General features: G+C 74.5%; 16 protein-coding genes. 3 read left to right on the plus strand and 13 right to left on the minus strand.

The window, feature by feature from the left end:
- Nucleotides 1-163: 163 nt before the first annotated feature.
- The 12 genes from OG447_RS12975 to OG447_RS13030 form a co-directional block, all read right to left on the minus strand.
- Complete coding sequence (locus tag OG447_RS12975; protein ID WP_266936642.1) at nt 164-1,819, minus strand: protein phosphatase 2C domain-containing protein; 1,656 nt, start codon at nt 1,817-1,819, stop codon at nt 164-166.
- Between the two features lie 3 nt (nt 1,820-1,822).
- Nucleotides 1,823-4,705, minus strand: coding sequence for a serine/threonine-protein kinase (locus OG447_RS12980; RefSeq protein ID WP_266936643.1), 2,883 nt, complete (start codon nt 4,703-4,705; stop codon nt 1,823-1,825).
- Nucleotides 4,702-5,949: a hypothetical protein gene (locus tag OG447_RS12985; RefSeq protein ID WP_266936644.1), complete on the minus strand. Its 1,248-nt coding sequence runs from the start codon at nt 5,947-5,949 to the stop codon at nt 4,702-4,704. Before OG447_RS12985 ends, OG447_RS12980 begins: the two co-directional genes overlap by 4 nt.
- Nucleotides 5,950-6,065: 116 nt before the next feature.
- A complete protein-coding gene (locus OG447_RS12990; protein WP_266938855.1) occupies nt 6,066-7,007 on the minus strand; it encodes a glutamate ABC transporter substrate-binding protein in 942 nt (313 codons plus the stop codon).
- Between the two features lie 257 nt (nt 7,008-7,264).
- Complete coding sequence (locus tag OG447_RS12995) at nt 7,265-8,590, minus strand: hypothetical protein (protein ID WP_266938856.1); 1,326 nt, start codon at nt 8,588-8,590, stop codon at nt 7,265-7,267.
- A gap of 262 nt (nt 8,591-8,852) precedes the next feature.
- Nucleotides 8,853-9,854: an N-acetylglucosamine kinase gene (locus OG447_RS13000; protein WP_266936645.1), complete on the minus strand. Its 1,002-nt coding sequence runs from the start codon at nt 9,852-9,854 to the stop codon at nt 8,853-8,855.
- On the minus strand, nt 9,845-11,113 hold the full coding sequence (locus OG447_RS13005; RefSeq protein ID WP_266936646.1) for a 6-phospho-beta-glucosidase: 1,269 nt from the start codon (nt 11,111-11,113) through the stop codon (nt 9,845-9,847). The genes OG447_RS13000 and OG447_RS13005 overlap by 10 nt, the downstream gene beginning before the upstream one ends.
- 5 nt (nt 11,114-11,118) lie before the next feature.
- Entirely contained in the window at nt 11,119-11,958 is an 840-nt protein-coding gene (locus OG447_RS13010; RefSeq protein WP_266936647.1) for a carbohydrate ABC transporter permease, read from the minus strand.
- Nucleotides 11,955-12,836: a carbohydrate ABC transporter permease gene (locus OG447_RS13015; protein ID WP_266938857.1), complete on the minus strand. Its 882-nt coding sequence runs from the start codon at nt 12,834-12,836 to the stop codon at nt 11,955-11,957. The genes OG447_RS13010 and OG447_RS13015 overlap by 4 nt, the downstream gene beginning before the upstream one ends.
- Nucleotides 12,837-12,991: 155 nt before the next feature.
- Nucleotides 12,992-14,326: an ABC transporter substrate-binding protein gene (locus OG447_RS13020; protein WP_266936648.1), complete on the minus strand. Its 1,335-nt coding sequence runs from the start codon at nt 14,324-14,326 to the stop codon at nt 12,992-12,994.
- Between the two features lie 195 nt (nt 14,327-14,521).
- Nucleotides 14,522-15,802: an ROK family transcriptional regulator gene (locus OG447_RS13025; RefSeq protein ID WP_266936649.1), complete on the minus strand. Its 1,281-nt coding sequence runs from the start codon at nt 15,800-15,802 to the stop codon at nt 14,522-14,524.
- A 151-nt stretch (nt 15,803-15,953) separates the two neighbouring features.
- Nucleotides 15,954-16,994, minus strand: a complete 1,041-nt coding sequence (locus tag OG447_RS13030) for a mechanosensitive ion channel family protein (RefSeq protein ID WP_266938858.1) — start codon at nt 16,992-16,994, stop codon at nt 15,954-15,956.
- 345 nt (nt 16,995-17,339) lie between these two features.
- Here OG447_RS13030 and OG447_RS13035 point away from each other — a divergent pair, with 345 nt between their 5' ends.
- Nucleotides 17,340-17,879: an HNH endonuclease gene (locus OG447_RS13035; RefSeq protein ID WP_266936650.1), complete on the plus strand. Its 540-nt coding sequence runs from the start codon at nt 17,340-17,342 to the stop codon at nt 17,877-17,879.
- A 208-nt stretch (nt 17,880-18,087) separates the two neighbouring features.
- Here the strand turns inward: OG447_RS13035 and OG447_RS13040 are convergent, their stop codons facing one another.
- Entirely contained in the window at nt 18,088-21,069 is a 2,982-nt protein-coding gene (locus OG447_RS13040; RefSeq protein WP_266936651.1) for a beta-N-acetylglucosaminidase domain-containing protein, read from the minus strand.
- A 275-nt stretch (nt 21,070-21,344) separates the two neighbouring features.
- Here OG447_RS13040 and OG447_RS13045 point away from each other — a divergent pair, with 275 nt between their 5' ends.
- Entirely contained in the window at nt 21,345-23,060 is a 1,716-nt protein-coding gene (locus OG447_RS13045; RefSeq protein ID WP_266936652.1) for a hypothetical protein, read from the plus strand.
- 125 nt (nt 23,061-23,185) lie between these two features.
- Nucleotides 23,186-25,207 (plus strand): 4-alpha-glucanotransferase, encoded by a 2,022-nt coding sequence (locus OG447_RS13050; RefSeq protein WP_266936653.1) that lies wholly within the window; start codon nt 23,186-23,188, stop codon nt 25,205-25,207.
- Nucleotides 25,208-25,212 lie beyond the last annotated feature (5 nt).

The raw sequence follows: 25,212 nt of genomic DNA on the forward strand, positions 1-25,212 counted from the left end.
AGCGGGGTCTGGTGCCGTGGATCGCGAGGCCGAGGAGGGAGCCGGCGTGGAGCACCGGCGACCGGCGGGGCGCGGCAGGGGCACGGCGCGGCGGCGGGCACCGCGGGCCCGGCCTGGTCGGCACGACACCGCCTACGGCTCGGGCAGGGCCCGGGCAGGCGGGTCAGGCCTGGGCGCGCGGCTCCGGTTCCGGTGCCGGCCCGGGTTCCGGTGCGGCCTCCGCCTGCGGGGCCGGGCCCGGGTCCGGGACCGCGGCGAACGGCACGACGGCCACGGTGACATTGTCGTGGCCGCCGCCGTCGAGGGCGTGTCCCACCAGGACCTGCGCGCTGTGCAGGGGCCGGGTCGCCGCGTCCGCGGGCAGCACCTGGGCCACCTCCCGGGCGGACTCGGCGTAGTTCCACAGGCCGTCGGTGCAGACCACGACCACACCGGGGTGGTCCGGCTTGAAGGTGGCCGTGTGCGGTTCGAGGTCGTACGCGTCCGCCCCCAGCCAGCCCGTGATCGCGTGCGCGCGGACGTCCGCGTAGGCCTCGGCCTCGCCCATCAGACCGGCCGCCACCATCTGAGCGGCCCAGGAATCGTCCTCGGTGAGGCGGCGCGGCAGCGCGGCCCGGTCGTCGGGGACCCAGTAGGCGCGGCTGTCGCCCACCCAGCCGATGGTCAGCAGGCCGCCGCTGACCACGGCGCCGACCAGGGTGCAGGCGGGGGCGTTCTGCGCGCCCGGGGTCTCCGGGGCCAGGGCGTTCACGGCGGTGGCGGCGGCCAGGATCGCCTCGTGCATGGCCTCCTGGGGGTGGGCGCCGCGGGGGAGCGCGTCGAGCAGCGCCTCGTTGGCGGCGCCGGCCGCGGCGGCCGAGGCCTCGTCGGGGCGGCTCGCGGACGAGACGCCGTCGCAGACGATGGCCACGGTGGCGGCGCTGCCGTCGGGCAGGGCGGTGGCCGCCACGGCGAAGGAGTCCTCGTTGCGGTGGTGGCGCAGCCCCCGGTCGCTGACGGCGGCGACGCTGCCGAGCTCCTCCTCGACGTGGTCCCGCTCCCGGGGCTGGGCGTGCCCGCAGTGCTCGCAGTACCCGTCGGTGTCGACCCGCCCGGCCCGGCAGGCCACACAGGTCTTCCCGCCCTCGGCGGCGCCCTGCGGCTCCGCGGCCGCCGCCTCGGCGCCGGTCTGGGAGGCGCCGGTCCGGGCCGGGTCCGGCTGGGCCGCGCCGGGCTGGGCCGCGCCGGGCTGGGACGCGCCGGGCTGGGCCGCGCCGGGCTGAGTCGCGCCGGGCTGAGCCGCGCCAGTCGGGGACGCGCCGGGCTCGGACGGGTCCGGCTGGGGAGCGCCGTCGCCGGTGCCGTGCGGGGCGTCGCCGTACGGGGCCGCGGGCCCGGACCCCGCCGCGTACGGCTCCTCGGACGGGCCCCACGGGGTGCCCTCCGGCGGCGTACCGGGGGCGGCCCGCAGGTCGTACCGGGCCTCGGGCCCGTCCGCCGCGCCCTGCGCGCCGGCGCCGTACGGGGTCTCGGACGCGGGCCAGGGCGCGCCGCCCTGCGGAGGCGTCGCGGCCGCGGCCGCGCTCTGCTCCGCCGGGCTCGCGGACCAGCCGCCCGCGTCACCGACCAGCGTCGGGGCCGCGCCGGTGACACTGCCCCACCCGGGGGCGGGACGCTGCGCGGCCTCCACCGCGGGCGGGGCCGCGGGCCGTCCCGCGGAGGCGGCCGGGCGAGCCGGAGGGGCGGCGGAGACGGCGTAGCCACAGACACCGCAGAAACGGTCCCCCTCTTCGAGGGGTTCCGCGCAGCTGGGGCAGCCCGACGGCCGATGCATCGACATCAATCACACCCACGTCCGGGGACGGAAACGGTTTGCCCGCTCCACCAGTTCGATCCTCTCCTCGCCCCGCTGTGCCAGCCGTGCGAGAAGGCGGTACGAGCGCTCCAGGCCGAAGCGCAGGCCCCGCTCGTCCAGTTGACTGCCGAGCAGCGTGGTCCGGCCGGAGTCGGAACCCCGGCTACCCGACAGTACCCAGTCCAGGGCCGAGCCCAGAACTTCCGCCGCCAGCCGCTCCTGCCGCTCCGGGTCCAGCCCGAACCGCCGCAGCGCCTCCACCTGGTCGGAGGCGGCCGCCAGATCGGGCAGCAGCGCCTCCTCGGGAGACCGGTCGCGCAGACGTGCGCGTACGGAGGCCACCCGTGCGGCGGTGTAGTGGATCGAGGCCTCCGGTACGGACTCCAGCGTGCGCACGGCCGCGGCGCGGTCGCCGGCGGCCAGCTGGACCCGGGCCAGCCCGAAGGCCGCGCTCACGAATCCCGGGTCGGTGATCCAGACCAGCCGGTAGTACTCGGCGGCGTTGTCCAGCTGGCCCAGCACCTCCGCGCACAGCGCGAGGGCCAGCTTCGGCGCGGGCTCGCCCGGGAAGGCGTCGTAGATCGCGTCGAAGGACAGGGCCGCGATCTCGTTCTCACCGGTGGCCAGCGAGGCGATCCCGCGGGCCCACACCACCCGCCAGTCGTCCGGATGCCGGGCCTCCAGCTCCGCCAGGGTGGCTCCGGCCGCGGGCAGTTCGCCCAGCTCCAGCCGGGCCCGCAGCTCCCGCAGCCGCAGCTCGGCCGAGTCCGCGGGCGCCGAGCCCAGCGCGCCGAGCAGGTCGGCCGGAGCGGAGGACAGCAGGCCGGTCAGGAAACCGGCGTTGGGATCGCCCGCGTCCACCAGCGGCACGGGCAGGGCCAGCGCGGTCTCGCGGGCGTCGAGCGATCTCGCTCCCGCGGCGGGCGGCGGCAGCACGGGCACGGCCACGGCACCCCTGGCCGGAGCCGCCTGGGGCACGGCCGACGCCCGGGGCCCCGGTACGGGCGCACCCGCCGCGTGCGTGGCGGTGGTACCGAGCGGCCCCGGCGGACCGCTCGCCGAGGCACCGCCTGCGGAACTGTGCGCCCAGGCACCCTGCGGGCCCGGCGCGCCGGGCGCGGGCGTACCGCCCGGCGGGGTGCGGCCTGCGGAGGTGTGCGTCCCCGCGCCCTGCCCGCCCGCCGGAGCGGACGGCCAGGCCCGCGCCCCGGGCGCACCGCCCGCGCCGGGCACCAGCACCGGACCCGTACCGGCCCGTGCGGATGCGCCGCGGCCAAGGGCCCCGAAGAGGCCGCCCCTTCGGGCGGAGCCCCCCGTACCGCTCCGGTAGCCGAGCCGGGAGACCAGCGCGCCCCCGGCGCCCTCGGCGAACAGCCGGGTGTCCGGAACCCGAAGCTCCGGCCCGAAGAGCGTCGACAGCTGCGGCCGCGGCCGGCCCGTCTGCAGGGCGACCACCTCCCGCAGCACGCCCGTCAGCTGGTCCGCCATCTCCTGCGCGGACGCGAAACGCCGACCCGGGTCCGGGTCCGTCGCCCGGACGAGCAGCCGGTAGAAGGACTCGTACCGCCCGAACACCTCGATGTGCTCCGGGTCCGGCAGCGAATCCACGAAGACGTTGGTGTAGCCCTGGAAATCGAAGGTCAGCACGGCCAGCGTCCGCGCCACCGTGTACAGGTCGGAGGCGACCGACGGGCCCAGCTCCGCGACCTCGGGGGCCTGGTAGCCCACCGTGCCGTAGATGGCCGACTCCTCGTCGTCCATCCGCCGCACCGCACCCATGTCGATCAGCTTCAGCTGGTCCTGCTGCTGGATCGCGTTGTCGACCTTGAAGTCGCAGTACAGAAGGTTCCTGCTGTGCAGGTGGCCCAGCGCCTCCAGCGCCTCGATGCCGTACGCGCAGGCCTGCTCCACCGGGAGCGGATCGCGGCGGCCGTCCGGCCGGCGCCGCTCGTTCGCGATCTCCTTCAGCGATTTGCCGCCCACGTACTCCATGACGATGTACCCGTCCAGCGAACCGGTCCGCTGGTCCAGGTGCTCCACGAAGTTGTAGATCCGCACGATGTTGGAGTGCTCGATCTCCGCGAGGAAGCGCCGCTCCGATATCGCGGCCTCCATCGCGTCCTGGTCGCCGGTGTCCAGCAGGCCCTTGAGCACCACCCACCGGTCGGAGACCGCCCGGTCCACCGCCAGGTACACCCAGCCGAGGCCGCCGTGCGCCAGGCAGCCCGCCACCTCGTACTGGCCGTGCACCACGTCACCCGCGCGCAGCTTCGGCACGAACGAGTACGGGTGGCCGCACTTGGTGCAGAACCCCTCCGTGCGGCCCGGCCGCTCCCCGCGGGCCCGGCCCACCGCAGCCTCGCAGTCCGAGCGCGAGCAGAACCGCTTGCGCTCGGGCACCTCCGGGTTCTCCAGCACCGCCGCCGACGGATCGGGACGCGGCACCTCCGGCACGTTGACCAGTCCTGCGCCCAGCCGACTGCGCCCTGCGGACGCGGCCCCCGAGCCCGAACTGCGCACCGACACCGACCGGGTGGACGCCGCCCCCGTCAGCGCGCGCGACAGCCGCCCCGACACCGAGCGCCGGGAGGACGAGGACCGCGACGACCGAGACGCCCGCGCCGAGGCCGAGGAACGCGCGGACCCGTGCGAACCCTGCGAGTCCATCGATCCCCGGGACCCGCCGGAGCCCAGGGCCCCCCGCGCCGCGCTGGTCATCCCCGTCGGCGGGGACACCAGCTCCTCGGCACCCGCCGCGACCGAGCCGATCGGCGCCAGCCCGCAGGTGTCGCAGTACAGCTCGCCGCCGCCCATGTCCTCGTACGTCCCCGGGCAGCCGGGGCGAACGCACGCCGTTCCGATCAGGCTCATGCGCCCTCCTTTCCGGGAGTCCCCGTGCCCTGCAACGCCTCGGCCGCCGCCTGCTGGTAGCGCAGGACGGCCTGCTCGGCGACGCGCAGGTCGCAGGGAGCGCTCCACAGCATCCGACGGGCAGCGTCGTACCGCTCGATCAGCAGCGGGTCCTCCGCCATTCCGTGCCGGGCCACCTTCGCCTTGTACGCGTCCAGCCGCCCGCGCAGTTCGGCCCGTACCGCCAGTGGCGCCGTCACCGCTGTCAACGATTCACGGGCCCTGCGCAGTTCCTCCTCCGCCCGCTCCTCCAAAGAATCCAGCAGGGGCGAGAGCCGGTGCCACCGCGCGTGGCGCCGGTGCTCGGCCGCCGCCGCGAGCTGTTCCTGGAGCACCGTCGGCGGGCCGCTCACGGCCGGCACCTCCGACGCCGCGATCTTCGCCAGGACCTCGACGCGCGCCGTCCGGGCCTCCGCCAGGGTCCGGTCGGCCCGCGAGAGCAGGTCCCGCAGGCTGATCAGCCGCTGCTCGGCGTCCTGCCGCACGGTCAGCACCGCCTCGACCTCCCGGCGTACGTCCTCCAGCGCGAGCGCGGCCCGGTCGTAACGCCCGGTGTCCGGACGGCCGCCACCGGGGGCCGAACTCCCCGCCACCGGCAGCCAGAACGCCAGCGGGTCCTCGATCACCCGCGCCCGCAGCTCCGTCAGCTCGGCCGTGATGGTCTCCAGGTCGTCGCCCGAGGGGTGTTCGCCCGGGCGCACCCCCACCGAGCGGGCCAGGTTCCGGGTGCGGTGCAGTTCGGCGGAGAGCAGGTCGATCCGGGCGGGCAGCGCGGTCCACACCGCGTCGGCGGCGACGACCACGTCCAGCGAGCCCGCGTACAGCTCGTTCATCCGGGCCACCAGCTCGGCGAGCGAGAACCGCTCGGCGAGGGCCGCGCCTTCCACGCCCGCCCCGGCGATCAGCACTCCGGGCCCGCGCAGCCGCTCGGTCAGCTCGACCAGGTCCTCGCGGTTCGGCCAGCGGCGCCGCTCCCGGATCTTCCGGGCAGCGGTCAGCGCCCCGCTGTAGGCGTCGAAGTACGTCCACAGCCGGGTGACGGCCGCGTCGGCGGCCGCCCACCGCTCCTTCGTGACCCCGGTCAGGGCGGCCCCCTCCAGCAGCCGGCGCCCGGCGTGGTCCTGGAGGGCGAGCAGCGAGGTCTCGACCGCCTCGTGCTCCGCGCCGAGCCGCGCCAGCGCGCGGTCGACGTCGTCCCGGTCCATCACTGCCGACCAAGCCTCCAACGAATGGGCCTCCGCTCGCGCCGCCCTGCCCGGTCCCGTACCCGATGCGGTACCCGGTCCCGCCTCCTCGTCCGTGTCCCCTGCCGCCACCGGGCTCAGCCCTCCCGGTACTTGGGCGCCGGCGGCGCGGTCACGCCGGGCAGCACGGGCTCCAGGTGCTTGCGGTACGCCTTCATCCACGGGCTGTCGGGGCCGCCCGCGCGGTAGTTCTCCAGGACCTTGTTGACCCGGCGGACCAGGTCGCCCGCGTCCTTGTTCATCGCCACCCCGTAGAACTCCTGGGTGAACGGGGAGCCCACCAGCCGCACCGAGGGGTCCTGGGCGGCCTGGCCGGCGGCGAGCGCGTTGTCCGTGATGATGCCGTCCACCTCGCCCAGCTGGAGCCGCACCAGGCAGTCCAGCTGGTTGGGGACGCTGACCGACACCGAACCGTACGACTGCGACTTGAGCGCCGCCTCCGCCGTGGAGCCGGCCGCGGTGCAGATCCGGCGGTCCTTCAGCGAGCTGTCGTACCCGGTGATCAGCGACATCTTGGGGACCAGCACCTGCTGCCCGGCCTCGAAGTACGCCGTGGAGAAGGCGACGTCCTCCAGTCGCTTGCAGTTGATCGTCATGGTGCGCACGACGATGTCGACCCGGCCCTCCTGGAGCGCCGGGACGCGCTGGCTGGTGGGGATGGCCCGGTAGATCACGGCGTTCTCGTCGCCCAGGATGTCCTTGGCTATGGCCTTGACCAGGTCGATGTCGAAGCCGTCGAGGCGGCCCTCGGCGGACTGGTTGCGATAGCCCCAGCGGAAGCTGTTCTGGTCCACGCCCGCGACCAGCTTGCCCGCCGCCTTGATCCGGGCGATGGTCGCGCCGTCGACGTCGGAGGGGCGCAGGCTGGCCTCCGGGTCCTTGCAGGTGTCCGCCGGAGCGGCCGGGGCCACGGCCTGCGAGAGGGGCTGGTGGACGCCCCCCGCACGACCGGATTCCGGCGCGGCATGGGCCAGCGGCAGCAGCGCGGCCGCGGCCGTCACCGCGCAGGCGGCGGCCATCGCACTGACCCCGCCCCAGCCGCGCAGCCGGCCCTTGAGCCGCCGCAGCCCGCCGACGGTGCCCGCGGCGACGGCCGGGCCGCCCGCGAGGCCCGCCTCGGCGAGCCCGGCCGCCTCGGCGAGCCCGGCCGCGGGCACGCCGGAGCCGTCGGGACGGTCCGCGCGGTCGGCGCCCGGGCCGCCCTCGCCGCCCTGTCCCGCCCGGCTCGCGTAGCCCTCGAAGCCCTCGGAGACCCTCACTCGTTTCCGCATCGCTGTCACCTGTACTCCGAAAGCCTGCGCCCGATGCCGAGCAGCGCCGCCGCCGCGCCGACGACCGCCAGGGCCGCCGCGCCCGACACCAGACCGCCCAGCGCACCCAGTCCGCCCCGGGCCGCCCGGGTGAACTCCCGCTGTTCGTGGGCCACCGCCCGCTCCAGGGAGGCGTCGACCGTGTCGAAGGCGGCCCCGCTGCTCTCCTTGTGCTGCTCGTCCCCGATGACCTGGGTCAGAGCCGCCTCGTAGTCCCCCTTCAGGTCGGACTCCCGGGCCGCCGCGTGCCGCTGCTTCCACTGCTTCACGCCGTCCACCGCCTGCGTCACCGGCGTTTTGCCGGCTGCGTCGTCGGCCAGTCGCAGCGCCGCCGACAGCCCGGTCTCCAGCTGCTCCAGGTTGTTCGTGAAGTCCGTGTCGTACTTGTCGGACTTGGTGTCCTCGGTCAGTACGGCGCCCCGCGCGACCAGCGTCAGGTTCTCACCGGCCCGCGCCTGGAGGGAGGCGATCCGCGCGTCGTTGAGCACCTTCAGGGACTCCTGCCCGTCGGAGCGGGCCTCACTCAGCCCCGCCCGCGCGACCGTGTGCCCCACGGCCAGCCACAGCAGCACCACCACCGACGCGGCCGTCGCCGCCACCAGCCCGTGGTTGAAGACCCGATTCGTACGGAGGTAGTTGCGCCGCTGCGCCCACCCCAGGGCGGCCAGCGCGAGCAGGCCCGTGCCGATCGAGGCCAGCGGCCACGACCGGGCGTCGTCGTAGTCCGTGTAGAGCCGGCCCGTCTCCGCCTCGTACAGCCGCTGCGCGGCGGGCAGCAGCTGTGTGGTCATCTGCTCGTTGGCGTACCGGAGATAGGCCCCGCCCAGCGGCAGGCCCTGCCGGTTGGTGGCGCGGGCCTGCTCGATCAGGCCGGTGTAGCGGGGCAACTGCTCGCTCAGCAGGGCGATCTGCTTGCGGGAGTCCTCATCGGCCCGGGTGTTGGCGGCCGCGTTCACCAGCAGCTTGGAGGCATTGGCGATGTCGGCCTCGTACCGCTGGCGGACCTCGCGCGTCTCCTGGGCTCCGGCGAGGAACCCGCTGGAGGAGGCGGTGTCGGCGTCCGCGAGGGAGCGGTAGATGCTCGCCGCGTCCGCGCTCAGCGGCTGGCTGCGGCCCACGACGTCGTCGGCGGCCGTGGCCCGGCCGGAGATCTCCCAGACGGTCACCGACCCGAACAGCACGACCAGGGCGGCCAGAACCGCCCCGATGATCCGCAGCCGGCCGGGCTCGGTCGTCGCCGCCTCGCGCAGCCGCTCCACGCCCTCGGACCAGGCGGTGCCCCGCCCGGGCAGCCCGTCGGGCGGCGGGCCCTGCGGCCCGGCGGGCGGCACGGCAACGCCACCGCCGGGCGCGGGCGCGCGTGATGTGATCGCCACCGTGACCTCCCCCTCGGTCTCATGCTCCGCAGCAGTATGGCCGCATTGACGGTCGGCCACAGCACCTGGTGCCCGATCAAGGACGATCCACCCCCGCGGGGCGCCCCCGTCACCCCTTCACCGTCAATACGCCTCTACGCCCGCAACGGTTCCAGACACGCCGCTCCGAGGGGCGGGTTCATCCGAAATGGGCACGGAGTTTTCCGTGCGCCTCCGGCGGGGAGCCGAGGGCGTCCAGGCCCAGCAGGGCCGCGCCGAGCACCGGCGGCGCCGAGACCAGCTCCACCCGGGCGTACGGCGCCCGTTCGGCCAGCAGTTCCTCGATCCGCCCGTTGAGCTGCGGGTGCCGGGCGGTGAGCACGCTCCCGCCGAGCAGCACGGGCGCCTCCTCGCCCAGCAGGTCCAGGCGCGTCAGCGCCACCGCCGCCAGGGCCACCACCTCGTCGGCCTGCCGTGCCACGATCGCCGCCGCCACCGGATCGCCCGCCGCGGCCACCGCGAACAGCACCGGCACCAGCTCGTGGGTCCGCCCCTGCTCCAGGGCACCCAGGTGCAGCGCCTCGATCAGCCGGTACATGGAGGCCAGCCCGAAGTGCCCCGGCAACGCGGCCGCCAGCTCCGTCGCACCGCCGCGCCCGTCCTCGGCCCGCGCCGCCCACCACAGCGCCTCCGCCGCCAGGCCGCCCCCGCCGCCCCAGTCGCCGGAGATCTTCCCGAGCGCGGGGAAGCGGGCCGTGCGCCCGTCGGGCAGCATCCCCACGCAGTTGATGCCCGCCCCGCACACCACGGCCACCCCGCGGGGCTCGTTCACCCCGGCCCGCAGGATCGCGAAGGTGTCGTTGCGGACCTCGACGGCCCCGCCCCAGCCGCGCGCGCGGATCGCGTCCGCGAGCTGCCGCTCCTCCACCGGCAGGTCGGCGTTGGCCAGACAGGCCGAGACCCGCGCGGCGTACGGGGCCCCGGGCCGCAGCCCGGGCAGGCCCGCGGACTCCACGGCCCCGGCGACGGCCCGCCCGACCACGTCCAGGGCCGGCTCGACGCCGGACCGCGGTGGCTGGAACCCCCCGGCGCGGCCGGTGCCCAGCACCGTGCCGTCCGCCGCGATCAGGGCCACGTCCGTCTTGCTGTTGCCCGCGTCGACGGCGAGGACGGCCGGGGTGACGGGCCCGCTCACGCCCATGCGAGGTGCTCCTTGTTGTGCGCGAGCAGCCGGTCCGTCAGCCCCTCGGCGAGGTCGAACTGCCCCACCAGCGGGTGCGCGAGCAGGGCTTTGAAGACCCGGTCGCGGCCGCCCCGCAGCGCCGCGTCCAGGGCGAGGTCCTCGTACGCCGTCACGTGCGAGACCAGCCCGGTGTACAGCGGGTCCAGCCGCGGCGCCGCCAGCGGTACCGGCCCGGTGCCGCCGCCGACCCGTGCCTGCACCTCGATGACCGCGTCGTCGGGGAGGAACGGCAGGGTGCCGTTGTTGTACGTGTTGACGACCTGCACGGCGGAGCCGCCGTCGCCCAGCAGCGCCGCGGCCAGGTCCACCGCCGCCTCCGAGTAGAAGGCCCCGCCGCGCTTGGCCAGCAGCGCCGGCTTCTCGTCGAGCGCGGGATCCCCGTACAGGGCGAGCAGTTCCTTCTCCATCGCGGCGACCTCGGCGGCCCGGGAGGGCTTCGACCCGAGTTCGCGCACCACCTCGTCGTGCGCGTAGAAGTAGCGCAGGTAGTAGGAGGGGACGACGCCGAGGCGGTCCAGTACCGCCCTCGGCAGGTGCAGGTCCCCGGCGATCGCGTCCCCGTGTGCGGACAGCAGCCGCGGCAGCAGGTCCTCGCCGTCCGGGCCGCCCCGGCGCACGCCCAGTTCCCAGGTGAGGTGGTTGAGCCCCACGTGGTCCAGGTGGATGTCGCCGGGCGCGAGGTCCAGCAGCGCCGCGAACTTCCGCTGGAAGCCGATGGCCACGTTGCACAGGCCGACCGCCTTGTGCCCGGCCTGGAGCAGGGCCCGGGTGACGATCCCGACGGGGTTGGTGAAGTCGATGATCCAGGCCCGCGGGTTGGCCCGGCGGACCCGCTCGGCGATGTCGAGGACCACCGGCACGGTGCGCAGCGCTTTGGCGAGCCCGCCCGCGCCCGTGGTCTCCTGCCCGACGCAGCCGCACTCCAGCGGCCAGGTCTCGTCCTGGAGCCGCGCGGCCTGCCCGCCGACGCGCAGCTGGATCAGGACGGCGTCGGCGCCGTCGACCCCGGCGTCGAGGTCCGAGGTGGTGGTGATCAGGCCCGGGTGCCCCTGCCGGGCGAAGATCCGCCGGGCGAGTGCGCCGATCAGCTCCAGCCGGTCGGTGGCGGGGTCGATCAGCACCAGTTCGCCGATCGGGAGGGTGTCGCGCAGCCGGGCGAAGCCGTCGATCAGCTCGGGGGTGTAGGTGGAACCGCCGCCCACCACTGCGAGTTTCATGGGCACTAGCCTTTCACTCCGGTCAGCGTGACGCCCTCGACGAATGCCTTCTGGGCGAAGAAGAAGAGGACGATCACCGGCGCCATGACGAGCACGGTCGCGGCCATGGTCAGGTTCCAATTGGTGTGGTGGGCCCCCTTGAAGGACTCCAGGCCGTAACTGAGGGTCCAGGCGGCCGGATTGTCGGAGGCGTAGATCTGGGGTCCGAAGTAGTCGTTCCAGGCGGTGAAGAACTGGAACAGGGCGACTGCCGCGATGCCGGGCTTGGCCATCGGCAGGACCACGCGCAGCAGGGTGCGGACCTCCCCGCAGCCGTCGACGCGGGCCGCGTCCAGGTACTCGTCGGGGATGGTCAGCAGGAACTGGCGGAGCAGGAAGATGGAGAAGGCGTCGCCGAAGGCCATCGGGATGATCAGCGGCCACAGGGTGCCCGACAGGTCGAGCTGCTTGGCCCAGAAGAGGTACATCGGGATGACCACGACCTGGGGCGGCAGCATCATCATGGCGATGACCAGCAGCAGCGAGAGCCGGCGCCCGCGGAAGCGGAACTTGGCGAGTGCGTAGGCCACGGGCAGCGAGGAGACCACGGTCAGGACGGTGCCGAGGCCGGCGTACAGGAGGGTGTTGCGCCACCAGGTCAGGAAGCCCGGGGTGTTCCACACGGTGGCGTAGTTCTCCCATTCCCAGGTGTCCGGCCACAGGTCCCGGGTCAGGGCCTGCCGGTCGCCCATCAGGGAGGTGAGGAGGAGGAAGACGAAGGGGAGGACGAAGAAGAGGGCGGCGGCCACGCCCAGCGCGTGCACGCCGATCCAGTGCAGTACGGCCCTGCGGCTGCGCGTGCTCACTCACCGGCTCCGATCAGTCCGCCACGGCGGCGCATCAGCAGCGCGGTGAAGGCCATGGAGAGGGCGAAGAGGACCAGCGCGACGACGCAGGCGGTGCCGTAGTCGAAGCGCTGGAACCCGAGGTTGTAGACGAGCTGCGGCAGGGTCAGGGTGGACTTGTCGGGGTAGCCCGGCTCGAACTGCTGGCCCGAGCCGCCGATCACCCCGGCCGCCACCTTCCCGGCCACCAGGGGCTGCGTGTAGTACTGCATGGCCTGGATGACGCCGGTGACCACGGCGAACAGGATGATCGGCGAGATGTTCGGCAGGGTGATGTGCCGGAACCGCGCCCAGGCCCCGGCCCCGTCCAGTTCGGCGGCCTCGTACTGCTCCTTCGGTACGTCGAGCAGCGCGGCCATGAAGATGACCATCAGGTCGCCCACCCCCCACAGCGCGAGGGCGGTCAGCGCGGGCTTGGACCAGTCGGCGTCGGTGAACCAGCCGGGGGTGGGCAGTCCCACCGAGTCCAGCAGGGTGTTGACGGGACCGGTGCCGGGGTTGAGGAGGAAGACGAAGGCCAGGGTGGCGGCGACCGGTGGGGCCAGGTAGGGCAGGTAGAACAGGGTCCGGAACACCCCCGCCCCCGTCTTGATCTTCGTGATGAGCAGGCCGACGCCGAGGCCGAAGACGACCCGGCAGCTGACCATCACCACGACCAGCCACAGGGTGTTGCGCATCGCGGGCCAGAACAGCGGATAGTCCGAGAAGACGTAACTCCAGTTGTCCAGGCCGTTGAAGACGGGCTGGCGGAAGCCGTCGTACCGGGTGAGGGAGAAGTAGGCGGTGGACAGCAGCGGGTAGGCGAAGAAGACCGCGAACCCGATCAGCCAGGGGGACATGAAGGCCGCGGTCCGCAGGGCGGAGCGCCGGCGCCTCGCCCGCAGTCCGGGGCTGGTGCTGGTGCTGGTGCTGGTTCTCGTGCCGGTGCCGGTGCCGGTGCCGGTGCGGGTGCTGGTGCCGGTGCTCGTGTTCGTGTCCGTGCGGGTCATCGCGGCTAGTTCGCCTTCGCGATGTCCGTGTCGATCTGCTGGTCGGCCTTGGCGAGGCCGGCCGGGATGTCGCCCAAGTCGCCCTTCTCGACCGCGTACGCGAGGTCGGTGAAGGTCAGCTGGTAGGTGCCGCCGTCGGCCTGGGCCGGGGTGGTGCTGGACCTGGGGTGCCGGGCGATGTCGAGGAAGGTCTTGAACTCCGGGCTCACCTGGAGGTTCGGGGACTCCAGGGCCGCGAGCGTGGACGGCACGTTGTGGATGGAGTTGGCGAAGGCGACCACGGCCTCGGTGTCGGTGGTCATGTACTTGACCAGCTCCCACGAGGCGTTCTGCTTCTTGCTGCCCGAGGCGATGCCCATGATCGTGCCGGAGAGGTAGCCCTTGCCGTAGTCGGCGGCCTGGTCGTCCGGGACGGGCAGCGGCGCGGTGCCGATCTCGAACTTCACCCCGGCCTCCTTGGCCATCGGGGCCCGCCACTCGCCGTCGATCTGCATGGCGACCTGGCCGGTGTGGAACGGGTGCTCGGCGCTCCACTCGTCACCGAAGGTGCTGCGGAAGCGCTCCAGCTTCTCGTAGCCGCCGAGCTTGGCCACCAGGTCCTTCTGCGCGGTCAGCATCTTCGCGAAGGCCGGGTCCTTGGCCAGGTTGGACTTGCCGTCGGCGTCGAAGTACGTCGGTCCCCACTGCGCGGCCAGCCGCATCGGGGTGGTCTCGTAGCCGTGGAAGGTGGGCATCAGGCCGACCTGCTCGTACGAGTCGCCCTTGGGTTTGGTCAGCTTCTGGGCGACCTCGGTGAACTGGCTCCAGGTCCTGGGGGGCTCGGTGATGCCGGCGGCCGCGAAGGCGGTCTTGTTGTAGACGAGGCCGTACGCGTCGTTCAGCAGCGGCAGGGTGCACTGGTTGCCCTTGAACTGGGTGTACTCCAGCAGGGTCTTGGGGAAGACCTTCGCCTTGTCGATCCCGGACTTCTGGAGGAAGGGGTTCAGGTCGGTGAAGGCGCGGGAGTTGCAGAACTTCCCGACGCTGTCGGTGGTGAAGGAGGACACCACGTCGGGGGCCTTGTCCCCACCCGCCCGCAGCGCCTGGTTGACCTTGTCGTCGGTCATGTTGCCGGTGACCTGGACCTTGATGTTCGGGTGCGCCTTCTCGAACCGGGCGATGTTCTCCTCGATCGCCTTCGCCTCGCTGGGCGCGGACCAGCCGTGCCAGAAGTTGAGGGTGACCTCCTTGCCCGGGTCGTCGGCGGCGGCCCCGCCGCCCTGACCCGTACACGCGGTGGCGAGCAGGGATATCGCGGCGAGGGCGCCGGCTGCGGCGGTGAGGCGGCGGGTTCTGGGCATGGCGGTGTCACTCTCTGCGCGGGGTTCCTGGACGGGAGGGGTGCGGAGGAGGTGCGGACGAGCGCTCACGGTGAGGTGGTGCGGGTACGGGTGCCAGTGCGGTGCGGATGTGGTCCGGGTAGGGGTACGGGTGCCGGTGCGGGGCGGAGGAAGGGGACGGGGCAGCGGGGCAGTGGGTCGGCGGGGTCGGCAGGGTCAGCGCGAGGTGTCGAACACCTCGTCCCGGGTGGCGGCCAGGGCGCTCTCCAGCGCACCCCGCAGCACCGGCCGTTCGCGCACCTCGCCGGTGACCAGCCGGGGCCGGGCGGGGGCCAGTTCGCCGAGTTCGGCCTCCAGCAGGGTGCGCAGCGGGTCGCCGCCCGCGGTGATGGCGGCCCCGGACAGGACCACGATCTCGGGATCCAGTACGGCGACGAGCGAGGCGAGACCGGTGGCGAGCACGGTGGCGTACGACTCCAGGAAGCGCAGGTACGGCCCCTCGGGCGTGGCGGCGGCCCGTTCCAGCAGCGCGACGGCGGCGGCGACCTCCGGGCCGTGCCCGACCCGCGGGCCGTCCGGGGCGCCGGTGCCCTGCGGTTCGCCGGGGGCCTCGGCGCCGCCGGGGGCGGCATGCTCCGGTCCGGCCTCGATGCCCAGTTCGGCGGCGAGCCGCGGCAGCACCTGTACGCCGGCCAGTTCCTGGTAGCCGCCGGTGTTGGCCCGGGCGACCTGGCGGACCAGGGGATGGCCGGGCACGGGCAGGAAGCCCACCTCGCCCGCGCCGCCGGTCCAGCCTCGGTGCAGCCGGCCGCCGAGCACCAGGGCGGCGCCGAGGCCGTCCTCGTTCCAGAGCAGGACGAAGTCCTGGTGGCCGCGGGCCGCGCCGAGCCGCTGTTCGGCGACGGCGGCGAGGTTGACGTCGTTCTCGTACTCGACCGGCATCGGCAGGGCCGCGGCCAGCTCGTCGAGGAGGGTGAGGGACTGCCAGCCGGGGAGGTGGCCGGCGTAGCGCAGCTGGCCGGTCTGCGGGTCGAAGGCGCCCGGGGTGGCGATGACGAGGCGGTGCAGGTCGCCGCGGTGCAGCCCGGCGGCCTTGACGGCTCCGGCGAGGGCCTCGGTGACCTGGTCGACGGCCGCGGCGCCCGCCGCCGAGGGGAGCTCGAAGCGGCCGACCACCTCGCCCGTGACGTCGGCGACGGCCGCGGTGATCCCCTGCGGGGTGACGTCGAGCCCGCCGACGTGCGCCGCGCGGGCGTTGAGCGCGTACAGCTGGGCGCTGGGGCCCGGGCGGCCCTGGTCGGTCCCGGTGGCGACGACGAGTCCGGCGGATTCCAGGCGGGCCAGCAGCTGGGAGGCGGTGGGCTTGCTGAGCCCGGTGAGCCGGCCGATGGTCGTCCGGGACAGCGGGCCGTGCTCCAGCAGCAGGTCCAGGGCGGCGCGGTCGTTCATGACGCGCAGCAGGCTGGGCGTGCCGGGGGCGGGCGGGGTGCCGGGCATGGGGTGCTTCTCCCTCGTCGCGACGGCTGCTCTTCAGCAACTGTTAAGTAAGTTTCCTATCAGCCTTCCTGGCCTGTCAATGGCACTGCCCCCGCAGAAAACCTGCGGGGGCAGTGGGTGCGGACCGGTGAGGGTCCGAGGGCTACGAGGGTTACTTGGTGATCCTCGGGGCGCCGGGCGCGGCCGGCGGCGGGATCGGGGCGGTGGCCAGGGACTGCGGGGAGGCCGGGTTAGCCAGCGCCGAGGGCGCGGCGACGGCCGCCGAGGAGTCCGCCGGGGCCTCGTCCTCGTCCCCGGCGGGCAGACCGCCGATGATCTGGATGCCCGCCGCGTCGAAGGCCTCCTTGATCCGCCAGCGCAGCTCCCGCTCCACCGCGAACTGCTGGCCCGGCATCGTCTTGGCCGACACCTTCACCGTCATGGAGGCGAGCAGCACCTCGTCCAGGCCCAGTACCTCTACCGGGCCCCACAGGCGCTCGTCCCACGGGGACTCCTTGGCCAGCGTGTCGGCGACCGACTGCACCACCTCGCGGATCCGGGGCAGGCTCTCCGACGGCTTGACCTGGACGTCCACGCCCGCCGTCGCCCAGCCCTGGCTGAGGTTCCCGATCCGCTTGATCTCGCCGTTGCGCACGTACCAGATCTCGCCGTTGTCCCCGCGCAGCTTGGTCACCCGCAGGCCGACCTCTATGACCTCGCCGGAGGCCACCCCCGCGTCGATCTTGTCCCCGACGCCGTACTGGTCCTCCATGATCATGAACACGCCGGACAGGAAGTCCGTCACCAGGTTCCGCGCGCCGAAACCGATGGCCACACCGGCCACACCGGCGCTCGCCAGCAGCGGAGCCAGATCGATCTTCAGCGCGGCCAGCACCATCAGCGCGGCCGTGCCGAGGATCAGGAAGGAAGCGACCGAACGCAGTACCGAGCCGATCGCCTCCGACCGCTGGCGGCGCCGCTCGGCATTGACCAGAAGCCCGCCGAGCGCGGTGCCCTCCACCGCCTCGGCGCTGGTGTTCATCCGGTTTATCAGCTTGGTCAGCGCCTTGCGGACCACCGAGCGCAGCGCCGCCGCGATCACGACGATCAGCAGGATGCGCAGGCCGATGCCCAGCCAGGTGGCCCAGTTCTCCTCGATGAAGCTCGCGGCGTTGGTGACGCTCTGGTGGGTGTCCTTGAGGGTGGCGGACACGTCCGGGTTGTCGGCTGCGAGGGGCAGCTGGGCGGCGGGCCAGGGCACGCGGGAACCTCCAGGTGTAGCGGTCTGCCCGCCGGGGGTCCCCCGGACGGAGTTCGGGGGCGGATGTGCGGGCAGGCCAACCACACTAACGGGGCAATCCCTCCACCGTTGTGCGGTGTTCGCGGGAGGGCCGCGCCCACCTGGGGATGCCTTCCGCTCCCGTGCGGCGGGTGTGGTTGAAAACACCTCGGACCCGTTACGGGCGCGTGGTGGCGCTTCGACCAGCCCTAAGGAGAGACTGGAGAGCAGATCGTCCCGGCGCGAGCCACGCGCCGCCGACGTACAAGGAGGCAGTCCGTGCCGCACGTCCTGGTCCTCAATGCGTCGTACGAGCCGCTCGGCGTCGTACCGCTCCGCCGCGCGCTCGTCCTCGTCCTGGAGAACAAAGCGATCTCCCTGGAGGAATCCGGCGCCTATCTGCACAGCGCGACGAGAGCCGTCCCCGCTCCCAGCGTGGTCCGGCTCAAGCGCTTTGTGCGGGTCCCCTACCGGGGGCCCGTTCCTCTCACCCGGCGCGCCCTGTTCGCCCGGGACGGCGGCCGCTGCATGTACTGCGGCGGCGTCGCCACCAGCGTCGACCACGTCATCCCGCGCAGCCGGGGTGGCCAGCACGCGTGGGACAACGTCGTCGCCGCGTGCCGCCGCTGCAACCACGTCAAGGCCGACCGGCACCTGCTGGAACTGGGCTGGCGGCTGCGCCACCAGCCGGCGCCGCCGTCGGGCCTGGCCTGGCGCATCATCGGCACGGGGCACCGGGACCCCCGGTGGATGCCGTACCTCCAGCCGTACGGGGCCGAGGATGCGCTGGAGCGCATCGGGGTGGCGTCGGCGTCCTGACCGGTGCGTTTGCGGGCCGGGGCGGTTGCGCCTGTTCCCCGGCCTGCGGCCGGGCCTTCCGGGGCTCCGCCCCGGACCCCGCGCCTCAAGCGCCGGCGGGGCTGGATATGGCCGCGCCTCGAGCGCCGGCGGGGCTGGGTGTGGCCGAGGCCCCAACGCCGGCGGGGCTGGGTGTGGCCGAGCCCCAACGCGGGCGGGGCTGGATGTGCTACGGGGTGACCGCGTAGGCCTCCGCCGACCAGAGCGAGATGCCGTACTGCGTCGCGCGGCGCTCGGACGTCACCCTGATGAACCGGGTGCCGGGCGCGTCCAGCCGGAGCGACTCGCGGCCGCCCCGCGCGGCCGTGACGGCCGCCGCCACCCGCCAGGTCACCCCGTCCGCCGAGGTCTCCACCCGGTACGCCGAGGGGTACGCCTCCTGCCAGTGGAGTTCGAGCCGGCCGATCCGGGCCGGGGCGGGCAGCTCCGCCCGCCACCAGGCGCCCTCCACCGGCGGTGAGGACCAGCGGGTGGCCGGGGAGCCGTCCACGGCCGCCGAGGCCGGGAAGCCCGGGGTCTCGTCCGCCGAGGAGGAGGCCCGCGCGGTGCGCAGCAGGTCCGGGCCGCCGGTACGGAGCACCGCCCGCACCGTCAGCGTGCGCGACTCCCCGTTGAAGGTCACCGGCACCTGGTAGCTGCCCGGCGCGGTCGTCGCGGCGACCGACACCTCCACCGGGATCGAGACGTTCGCCCCGCGCGGGGCCACCGCGCTCTGCGGCAGGCGGACCTCGATGCCCGCGGGCGGCCGGGCCGACAGCGGACCGCGGACCTCGCCGGGCCCCAGGGCGGACAGCTCCGCCGACACCCGCCGGGGTGCGCCGCCGATCTCCGCGTCGGCCAGGGCCCCGTCCGCCAGCTCGAAGCGCGTCTGCGGGCCGTCCCCGAGCCACGGGACCACCCGGTGGACCGCCGGGGCGGCCCCCGGCCACGACAGCCGGACCGCGTCCGCGCGCAGCCCGGCCGTGTCCACCTGGGTCCAGCCGGACGCCGCCGCCGTGGCGAGGCCGCGCCAGCCCTCGCCGGGCACATGGGCCTCCACCGATGCCCCCGCCGCCCCGGCCGGGAGCGGGTCCGTCATCACCGTCACGGCCGCCACCGGGCGCGCGGAGTCCAGCCGTACCGTCCAGGCCTGCGGCTCCCGGGTCACCGTGCCCGTCGTACGGGTGGCCCCCGTCCAGGCGTCGGCCTCGGCCGCGGCCTGCTGGAGGAAGGGATCCAGGACGGCCCGGTCGAGCCGGGCCGTGCCCGGCTCCGCCAGCTTTCCGCGGGCGGCGGCCAGTTCCCGCGCCGACCGCCAGGCCGCCGTCCCGTCGCCGCGGGCCTGGGCCTGGAGCACGTCCAGCGCCAGCACGCCGGCCGTTCCGTAGCGCGAGAGCCGATCCAGCCAGGGCCCGGCCTCGTCCGACAGGGCCGGGAGGCGCGCCGGGGCCTCGCGCAGCACGGTCAACGCCTCGCGGAGCTCGGCCCCGGCGTTCGGGTCGCCCGCGGCGCGGGCCCGCCAGAACTGCTCGACCAGCGGCTTGAGGTAGGCCGACTCCTCCTGCTTGAGGCCGGAGGAGGCGGAGTTCCCGGCCAGCGCCGCCACCGCCTGGCGCGCCCGGGGGTCCGGGCCCGCCAGCTCGCGCACCGCCGCGGCCCAGGACTCGCCGGCCCGGTAGCCGCGCGGGTTCCACGCGTAGTCCGCCGCCGTGAACAGCGGGATGCGGGACAGGGTGCCCTGCGGCATCGCGTTGGCCAGCAGCGCGGCCGAGCCGCCCGCGACCACCGGGTCGCGGCCCGTGTACGGGCCCAGGAAGACCCGGCCGGGGTCCCAGTCGTTGACCGGGTAGTTGTCCATGGTGACCAGCGGATGGCCCAGCGCCGAGCGCGCCCCGGCCAGTTCCTTCCCGGTGATCGTGCGCGGGACCACGCCCACGCCCGTCCAGGCGACCTCCACCCGCCCGTCCAGCGCGCCCGCCAGGGCCGTCCGGTAGGCCGTGGCGCCCTCCTGGAAGTACTCGGTCGGCAGCAGCGACAGCGGGGCCCCGCCCGGCTGCCGGGCGGCCAGGTGCGCCGCGAGTGCGCCCGCGACCTCCGCGTGCGCCTTCGCGGCCGCCGCGGGGCCCTTCCCGTACCGCTCCCGGTCGGCCGCGCAGCCCCACTCCGAGTAGCTGACGTCCGGGAACTGCACCTGGAACGCCCGGAACCCCAGCGCCCACATCGCGTCCAGCTTGCGCGCCAGGGCCGCCCGGTCGGCCGCCGAGGACAGGCACATCGACTGGCCGGGGGTGACCGCCCAGGCCAGCACGACCCGGTTGGCGCGGGCCCGTTCCGCCAGCGCGCGGAACTCCGCCTGCGCCTCGACGGGGTAGTCCTGGCGCCACTCCGTGGTCCGGTACGGGTCGTCGCCGGGCGCGAGCAGCAGCCGGTTCTGCTTGGTGCGGCCCATGAAGTCCAGCTGCGCCAGGCGCTGCTCCTGGCTCCACGGCTGCCCGAAGAAGCCCTCGGTGATCCCCCGGACGGGCGCCGTCGGCCAGTCCCGCACCAGCACCCCGGGCACCTTCGCCCCGCCCGCGGCCAGCAGCTGACGCAGCGTCTGCGCCGCGTGGAACAGCCCGTCCCCGCCCACGCCGGCCAGCGCGACCGTGTCCCGGCCGCCGGGCCGCCCCACGGCCAGCCGGTAGCCCCCGCCCGGCAGATCGCCCGCCTCGGCCGCGCCCAGCGCCCGCAACGCCTCCTCGGCGCCCGGGCCCTGGACCCGTACGACGGCGCCCCGGCCGGGCAGCGGCTCCCCGGGGGCCCGCTCGTGCAGGGTCCGTACGCCCGCCCCGCGCAGGGCGTCGCGCACCACCTGGACGGCGTACGGATCCGCGTCGGCCGGCGCCACCAGCACGGCCTCGGAGCCCAGGGGCACCGCGCGCGCCGGATCGGCCGTCATCGACTGCGGCCGGGGCCAGACGGCCGGGCCCTCGGCTGCGCTGCGCGGGGTGTCCGCGCCGGGATCGAGCAGCGGCCCGGCGGCGGCGGGGGGAGCCTGGTCCGGCGCCGGGCCCGCCGGGACGGACGGCGCCGTCAGGGCCCCGGGCGGCGCGGCCGCGACGGCCCCGCCCAGCAGCGACCCGATCACGGCGACGGCCGCGGCCGTCGTCCGCTTCCTGCCCCTGAGCTGCACAGAGCCTCCTCGTCCCTAGCGCTGTGGCCGCACTAGACGTCCCCCGCTCGTACGAATGAGCCAGACCCCACCACCCGTGCGGCTCGTGTGTCAATTTCGGATAGCCAAACCTTGATTCGGCCGCCTCGATGAAACGCCACGGAGAGGGATGGCCGGTTGGCCGTCGGGTATCTCGTTTGGGTGAACGGGGGTCGGCCGCAGGTATCCGGTCTCGGCGGAGGGATCACTCTCAGTGGAGAACGTCAGTGCTGTCGTGGGGGATGAGGAGGAGGCTCGTGGCACGCGGTGCGGACAAGCGGCGGCAGGAGCGGAAACTCGAGCTGCGTACGCTGACCGATCCGTTCACGGTGCCGGCTCCTGCGGGTGCGCGAGTCCGAGACCGTCTGCGCCTGTCCACGCCCGATGGCGAGGTCTTGCAGATCGTCGGTGAACATCTCGGTCATCATGCCCGTGCCGACCTGGCCGCGCGTGTCCGTATCGGCAGGGTGACGGTCAAAGACAACAGGCGGGCAGAGCGTAAGAGTGCGCTGACGAAGGTGTCTTCGTCGCGGTGGGCGGGTGCCATCACTCGTGCGTCCGAGGATCAGTACCAGCTGTCCCTGCGATGCCTTTTCGATGAGCGGGCGTCCCTGCGCCGGGCCGTCGCCAGTATCGGCAAGCGTGTGGCGGTGGCGTGCGGCCAGCGTGTGGGTGGTGTTCGCGGATACCCGAGCCGGGCCGAGCGTGCGCAGAAGCAGTGCCGGCTGCAGGTGCTCACGGCGCGCCTGGCCGAGGTGGAGCAGCGGATCGGGGCCGGCCATCCCGCGGTCGTAGTGGGTGGCCGCCGCCTGGTGAAGGTACGGCACAACCTTGCCGAGGCCGAGCTCATCGAGTCGGAGTGGCGGGAGCGGTGGGATGCGCAGCGCATGTTTCTCACGGCCGATGGGGAGTCCGGAGCGCCGTACGGGAACTACACGATCAGCGTGGACCCGGCCGACGGCACCGTGACGATCGTCCTGCCCGAACCTTTGCGGCATCTCGCCAACGCCCCGCGCGGACGCTACCGACTCGGCTGCACCGTCACCTTCAACCACCGCCGCGAGGAGTGGCTGGGCCGGGTCAGCGCCAACCGGGCTGTGCGCTACGACATCACCCACGACCCAGTCCGCGACCGTTGGTATCTCGACGCTTCCTGGTCCGCCCCGAAGACAGTGCTGCCCACACCCGTCGAGCTGGCCGCCACCGGTGTCCGGCTGCTGGCCGTGGACCTCAACGCCAGTCACCTCGCCGTGTGCGTCGTGGACACGTACGGCAACCCGGTCGGCCGGCCCATCACCGTCACAACCGATCTGACCGGGCCGTCATCCCAGCGCGATGGGCGGCTGCGGGCAGCCATCACGGAACTCATCGACATCGCCGGGACGAACGGCTGCGCCGGTCTGGCGATCGAGAACCTTGGCTTCGCCGACGCCCGCGCCACCGGCCGGGAAACCATGGGACGCGGCAGACGCGGCAGGACGTTCCGCCGCACCGTCTCCGGACTTCCCACCTTGCGCTTCAGGGAACGCTTGCGCGGCATGGCCCACCACGCCGGGCTTGTCGTCGTCGCGGTCGGCCCCGCCTACACCAGCCGCTGGGGAGCCCAGCACTGGCAGGCCCCGCTCCAGCAACAATCCAAGACCACCGTCGTCACTGGCCACCATGCGGCCGCTGTGGCGATCGGCAGGCGTGCCCTCGGCTACGGGGTACGGCGTCGGCCAGGTGTGACCGCACGCGACCGGAGGATCGTGGCGCGGAGAGCTACCGGCCAGACCGTCCCCCGCCCGAGGGTACGTGGGACCACGAGCCCGCCAAGGACCACAGGCACGCCCCACCAGGGCACCAAGACCTGCCGGAGCCGAAGCGACCAGCTCGCGCTGTTCCCCGTCCCTGAAGACCGTTCGCGGGGCACCGGACTGCGTCCGGATTCAACTGGTTCGGCCGACAGCGGCCGATTCGGCCAGGAACGGTAAGGCTGCGTTGTCGCCACGGCGGTGCCGCCCGGCGGTGTCCCCCCGTACGCGCACCCCGCGCGCACCACTTCCTGACCCACCCTCACGCACGGACCCCACCCTCACGCACGGAGGAGTGCCCGCACATGGACGACCTGGACCGGCTCGCGGCCCTGCACGGCATCGCCACCGCCTACCAGCCCGCGAAGGACGTCACCGTCCAGGTGCCGCGGGCCACGGTCACCGCCGTGCTCGGACTGCTCGGCGTGGTCGTCGACACCCCCGAGGACGTGCGGGTGCGCCGGGAAGCCGCCGAACAGGAGGCGGCGGCCCGGCTGCTGCCGCCCGTCCTGGTGCACTGGGAGGGCGGACCGCCGCCTCCCGCGCTGGCCGCGCTGCCGCCCGGCACCCGGATCCGCCTGGAGCCGGAGGGTGCGCCGCAGGAGCCCGCCGAATGGGTGACCGGCCCGGCCGGGCCGCTGCCCCAGGGGCTGCCGCTGGGCGTCCACCGGATCACCGCCACCCTCCCGGACGGCCGCACCGCCGCGGCCGCCCTCGTGGCCGCCCCCGACCGGGCCCCGGCGGCGCCCGAACGGGCCCACGGGTTGCTCGTCCAGCTCTACTCGCTCCTCTCGGAGCACTCCTGGGGCATGGGCGACCTCGGGGACCTCGCCTCGCTCGCCCGCTGGGCCGGCCGGACCCACGGAGCCGGCTTCATCCAGGTCAACCCGCTGCACGCGGCCGTGCCGGGGACGCCGACCGACCCCTCCCCGTACCGCCCCTCCTCGCGCCGCTTCCCCGACCCGGTGCACCTGCGGATCGAGGACGTCCCGGAGTACGCCGACTGCCCCGACCGGGAGGCCCTCGCCGCCCTCGCCGGACAGGGCGGCGTACTGCGCCACCGGGTGCTGGAGGAGGGCGCGCTGATCGACCGGGACGCCGTCTGGGACCTCAAGCGGCAGGCCCTGGAACTGCTGTACGCCGTCCCGCGCACCCCGGAACGCGCCGCCGCCTACGCGCGGTTCCGTGCGGAGCAGGGCCCGGCCCTGGACCGGCACGCCGCCTGGTGCGCCTCCGCGGCCGGGCAGGAACCCCGGGAGCACGGCGACTTCCACCGCTGGCTGGTCTGGCTGACGGACACCCAGCTCGCTGCCGCCCAGCGGGCCGCCCGGGAGGCCGGGATGGCCGTGGGCATCGTGCACGACCTGGCCGTCGGGGTGCACCCCGACGGCTCGGACGCCCTCACGGGCCCCTTCCACGCCCGGCACGTCTCCGTGGGCGCCCCGCCCGACGCCTTCAACGCCCGCGGCCAGGACTGGGGACTGCCCCCGTGGCGCCCGGACCGGCTGGCCGACACCGGGTACGCCCCGTTCCAGGCCCTGCTGCGCGGGGTGTTCCGGTACGCGGGCGCCCTGCGCATCGACCACGTCATGGGCCTGTTCCGGCTCTGGTGGATCCCGGAGGGCACCCCGCCCGCGGAGGGCACGTACGTCGGCTACGACGGCGAGGCGATGCTGGCGGTCCTGGTGCTGGAGGCCCACCGGGCCGGGGCGCTGGTCATCGGCGAGGACCTCGGGACGGTGGAGCCGGGGGTCCGGCAGGCGCTGGCCCGGCGCGGGATCCTCGGCACCTCGGTGCTCTGGTTCGAGCGGGACTGGGCCGGCGGCGGGAAGCCGCTCGCACCGCAGGACTGGCGGGCCGACTGCCTGGCCACCACGACCACCCACGACCTGCCGCCCACGGCCGCCAAGCTGGCCGGGTCCCACGTCGAACTCCGGGACGGGCTCGGCCTGCTGACGCGCCCCGTGGAGCTGGAGCGGGCGGAGGACGCCGCCGACACCGCGGAGTGGCTGGAGGTGCTGGAGGGGCTCGGACTGGAGGCCAAGGGCGAGGAGGCCGCCGTTCTGGCCCTGTACGGGTTCCTGCTGCGCACCCCGGCCCGGCTGGTCGGCGTGTGGCTGCCGGACACGGTGGGGGACCGGCGGCCGCAGAACCTTCCGGGCACCTGGGACCAGTACCCCAATTGGCGGATGCCGGTCGCCGACGAGGGCGGACGGCCGCTGACCCTGGAGGCGCTGACCGCCTCGCCCCGGGCGAACGCCCTGCTGAGGGCGGTGCGCGCCGGAGCGCGGCCCCGTACGGCACCCCCGGGCGCGCGCTGCGTTTAGGTGTT

Source organism: Streptomyces sp. NBC_01408 (assembly GCF_026340255.1).
Classification (GTDB): Bacteria; Actinomycetota; Actinomycetes; order Streptomycetales; family Streptomycetaceae; genus Streptomyces.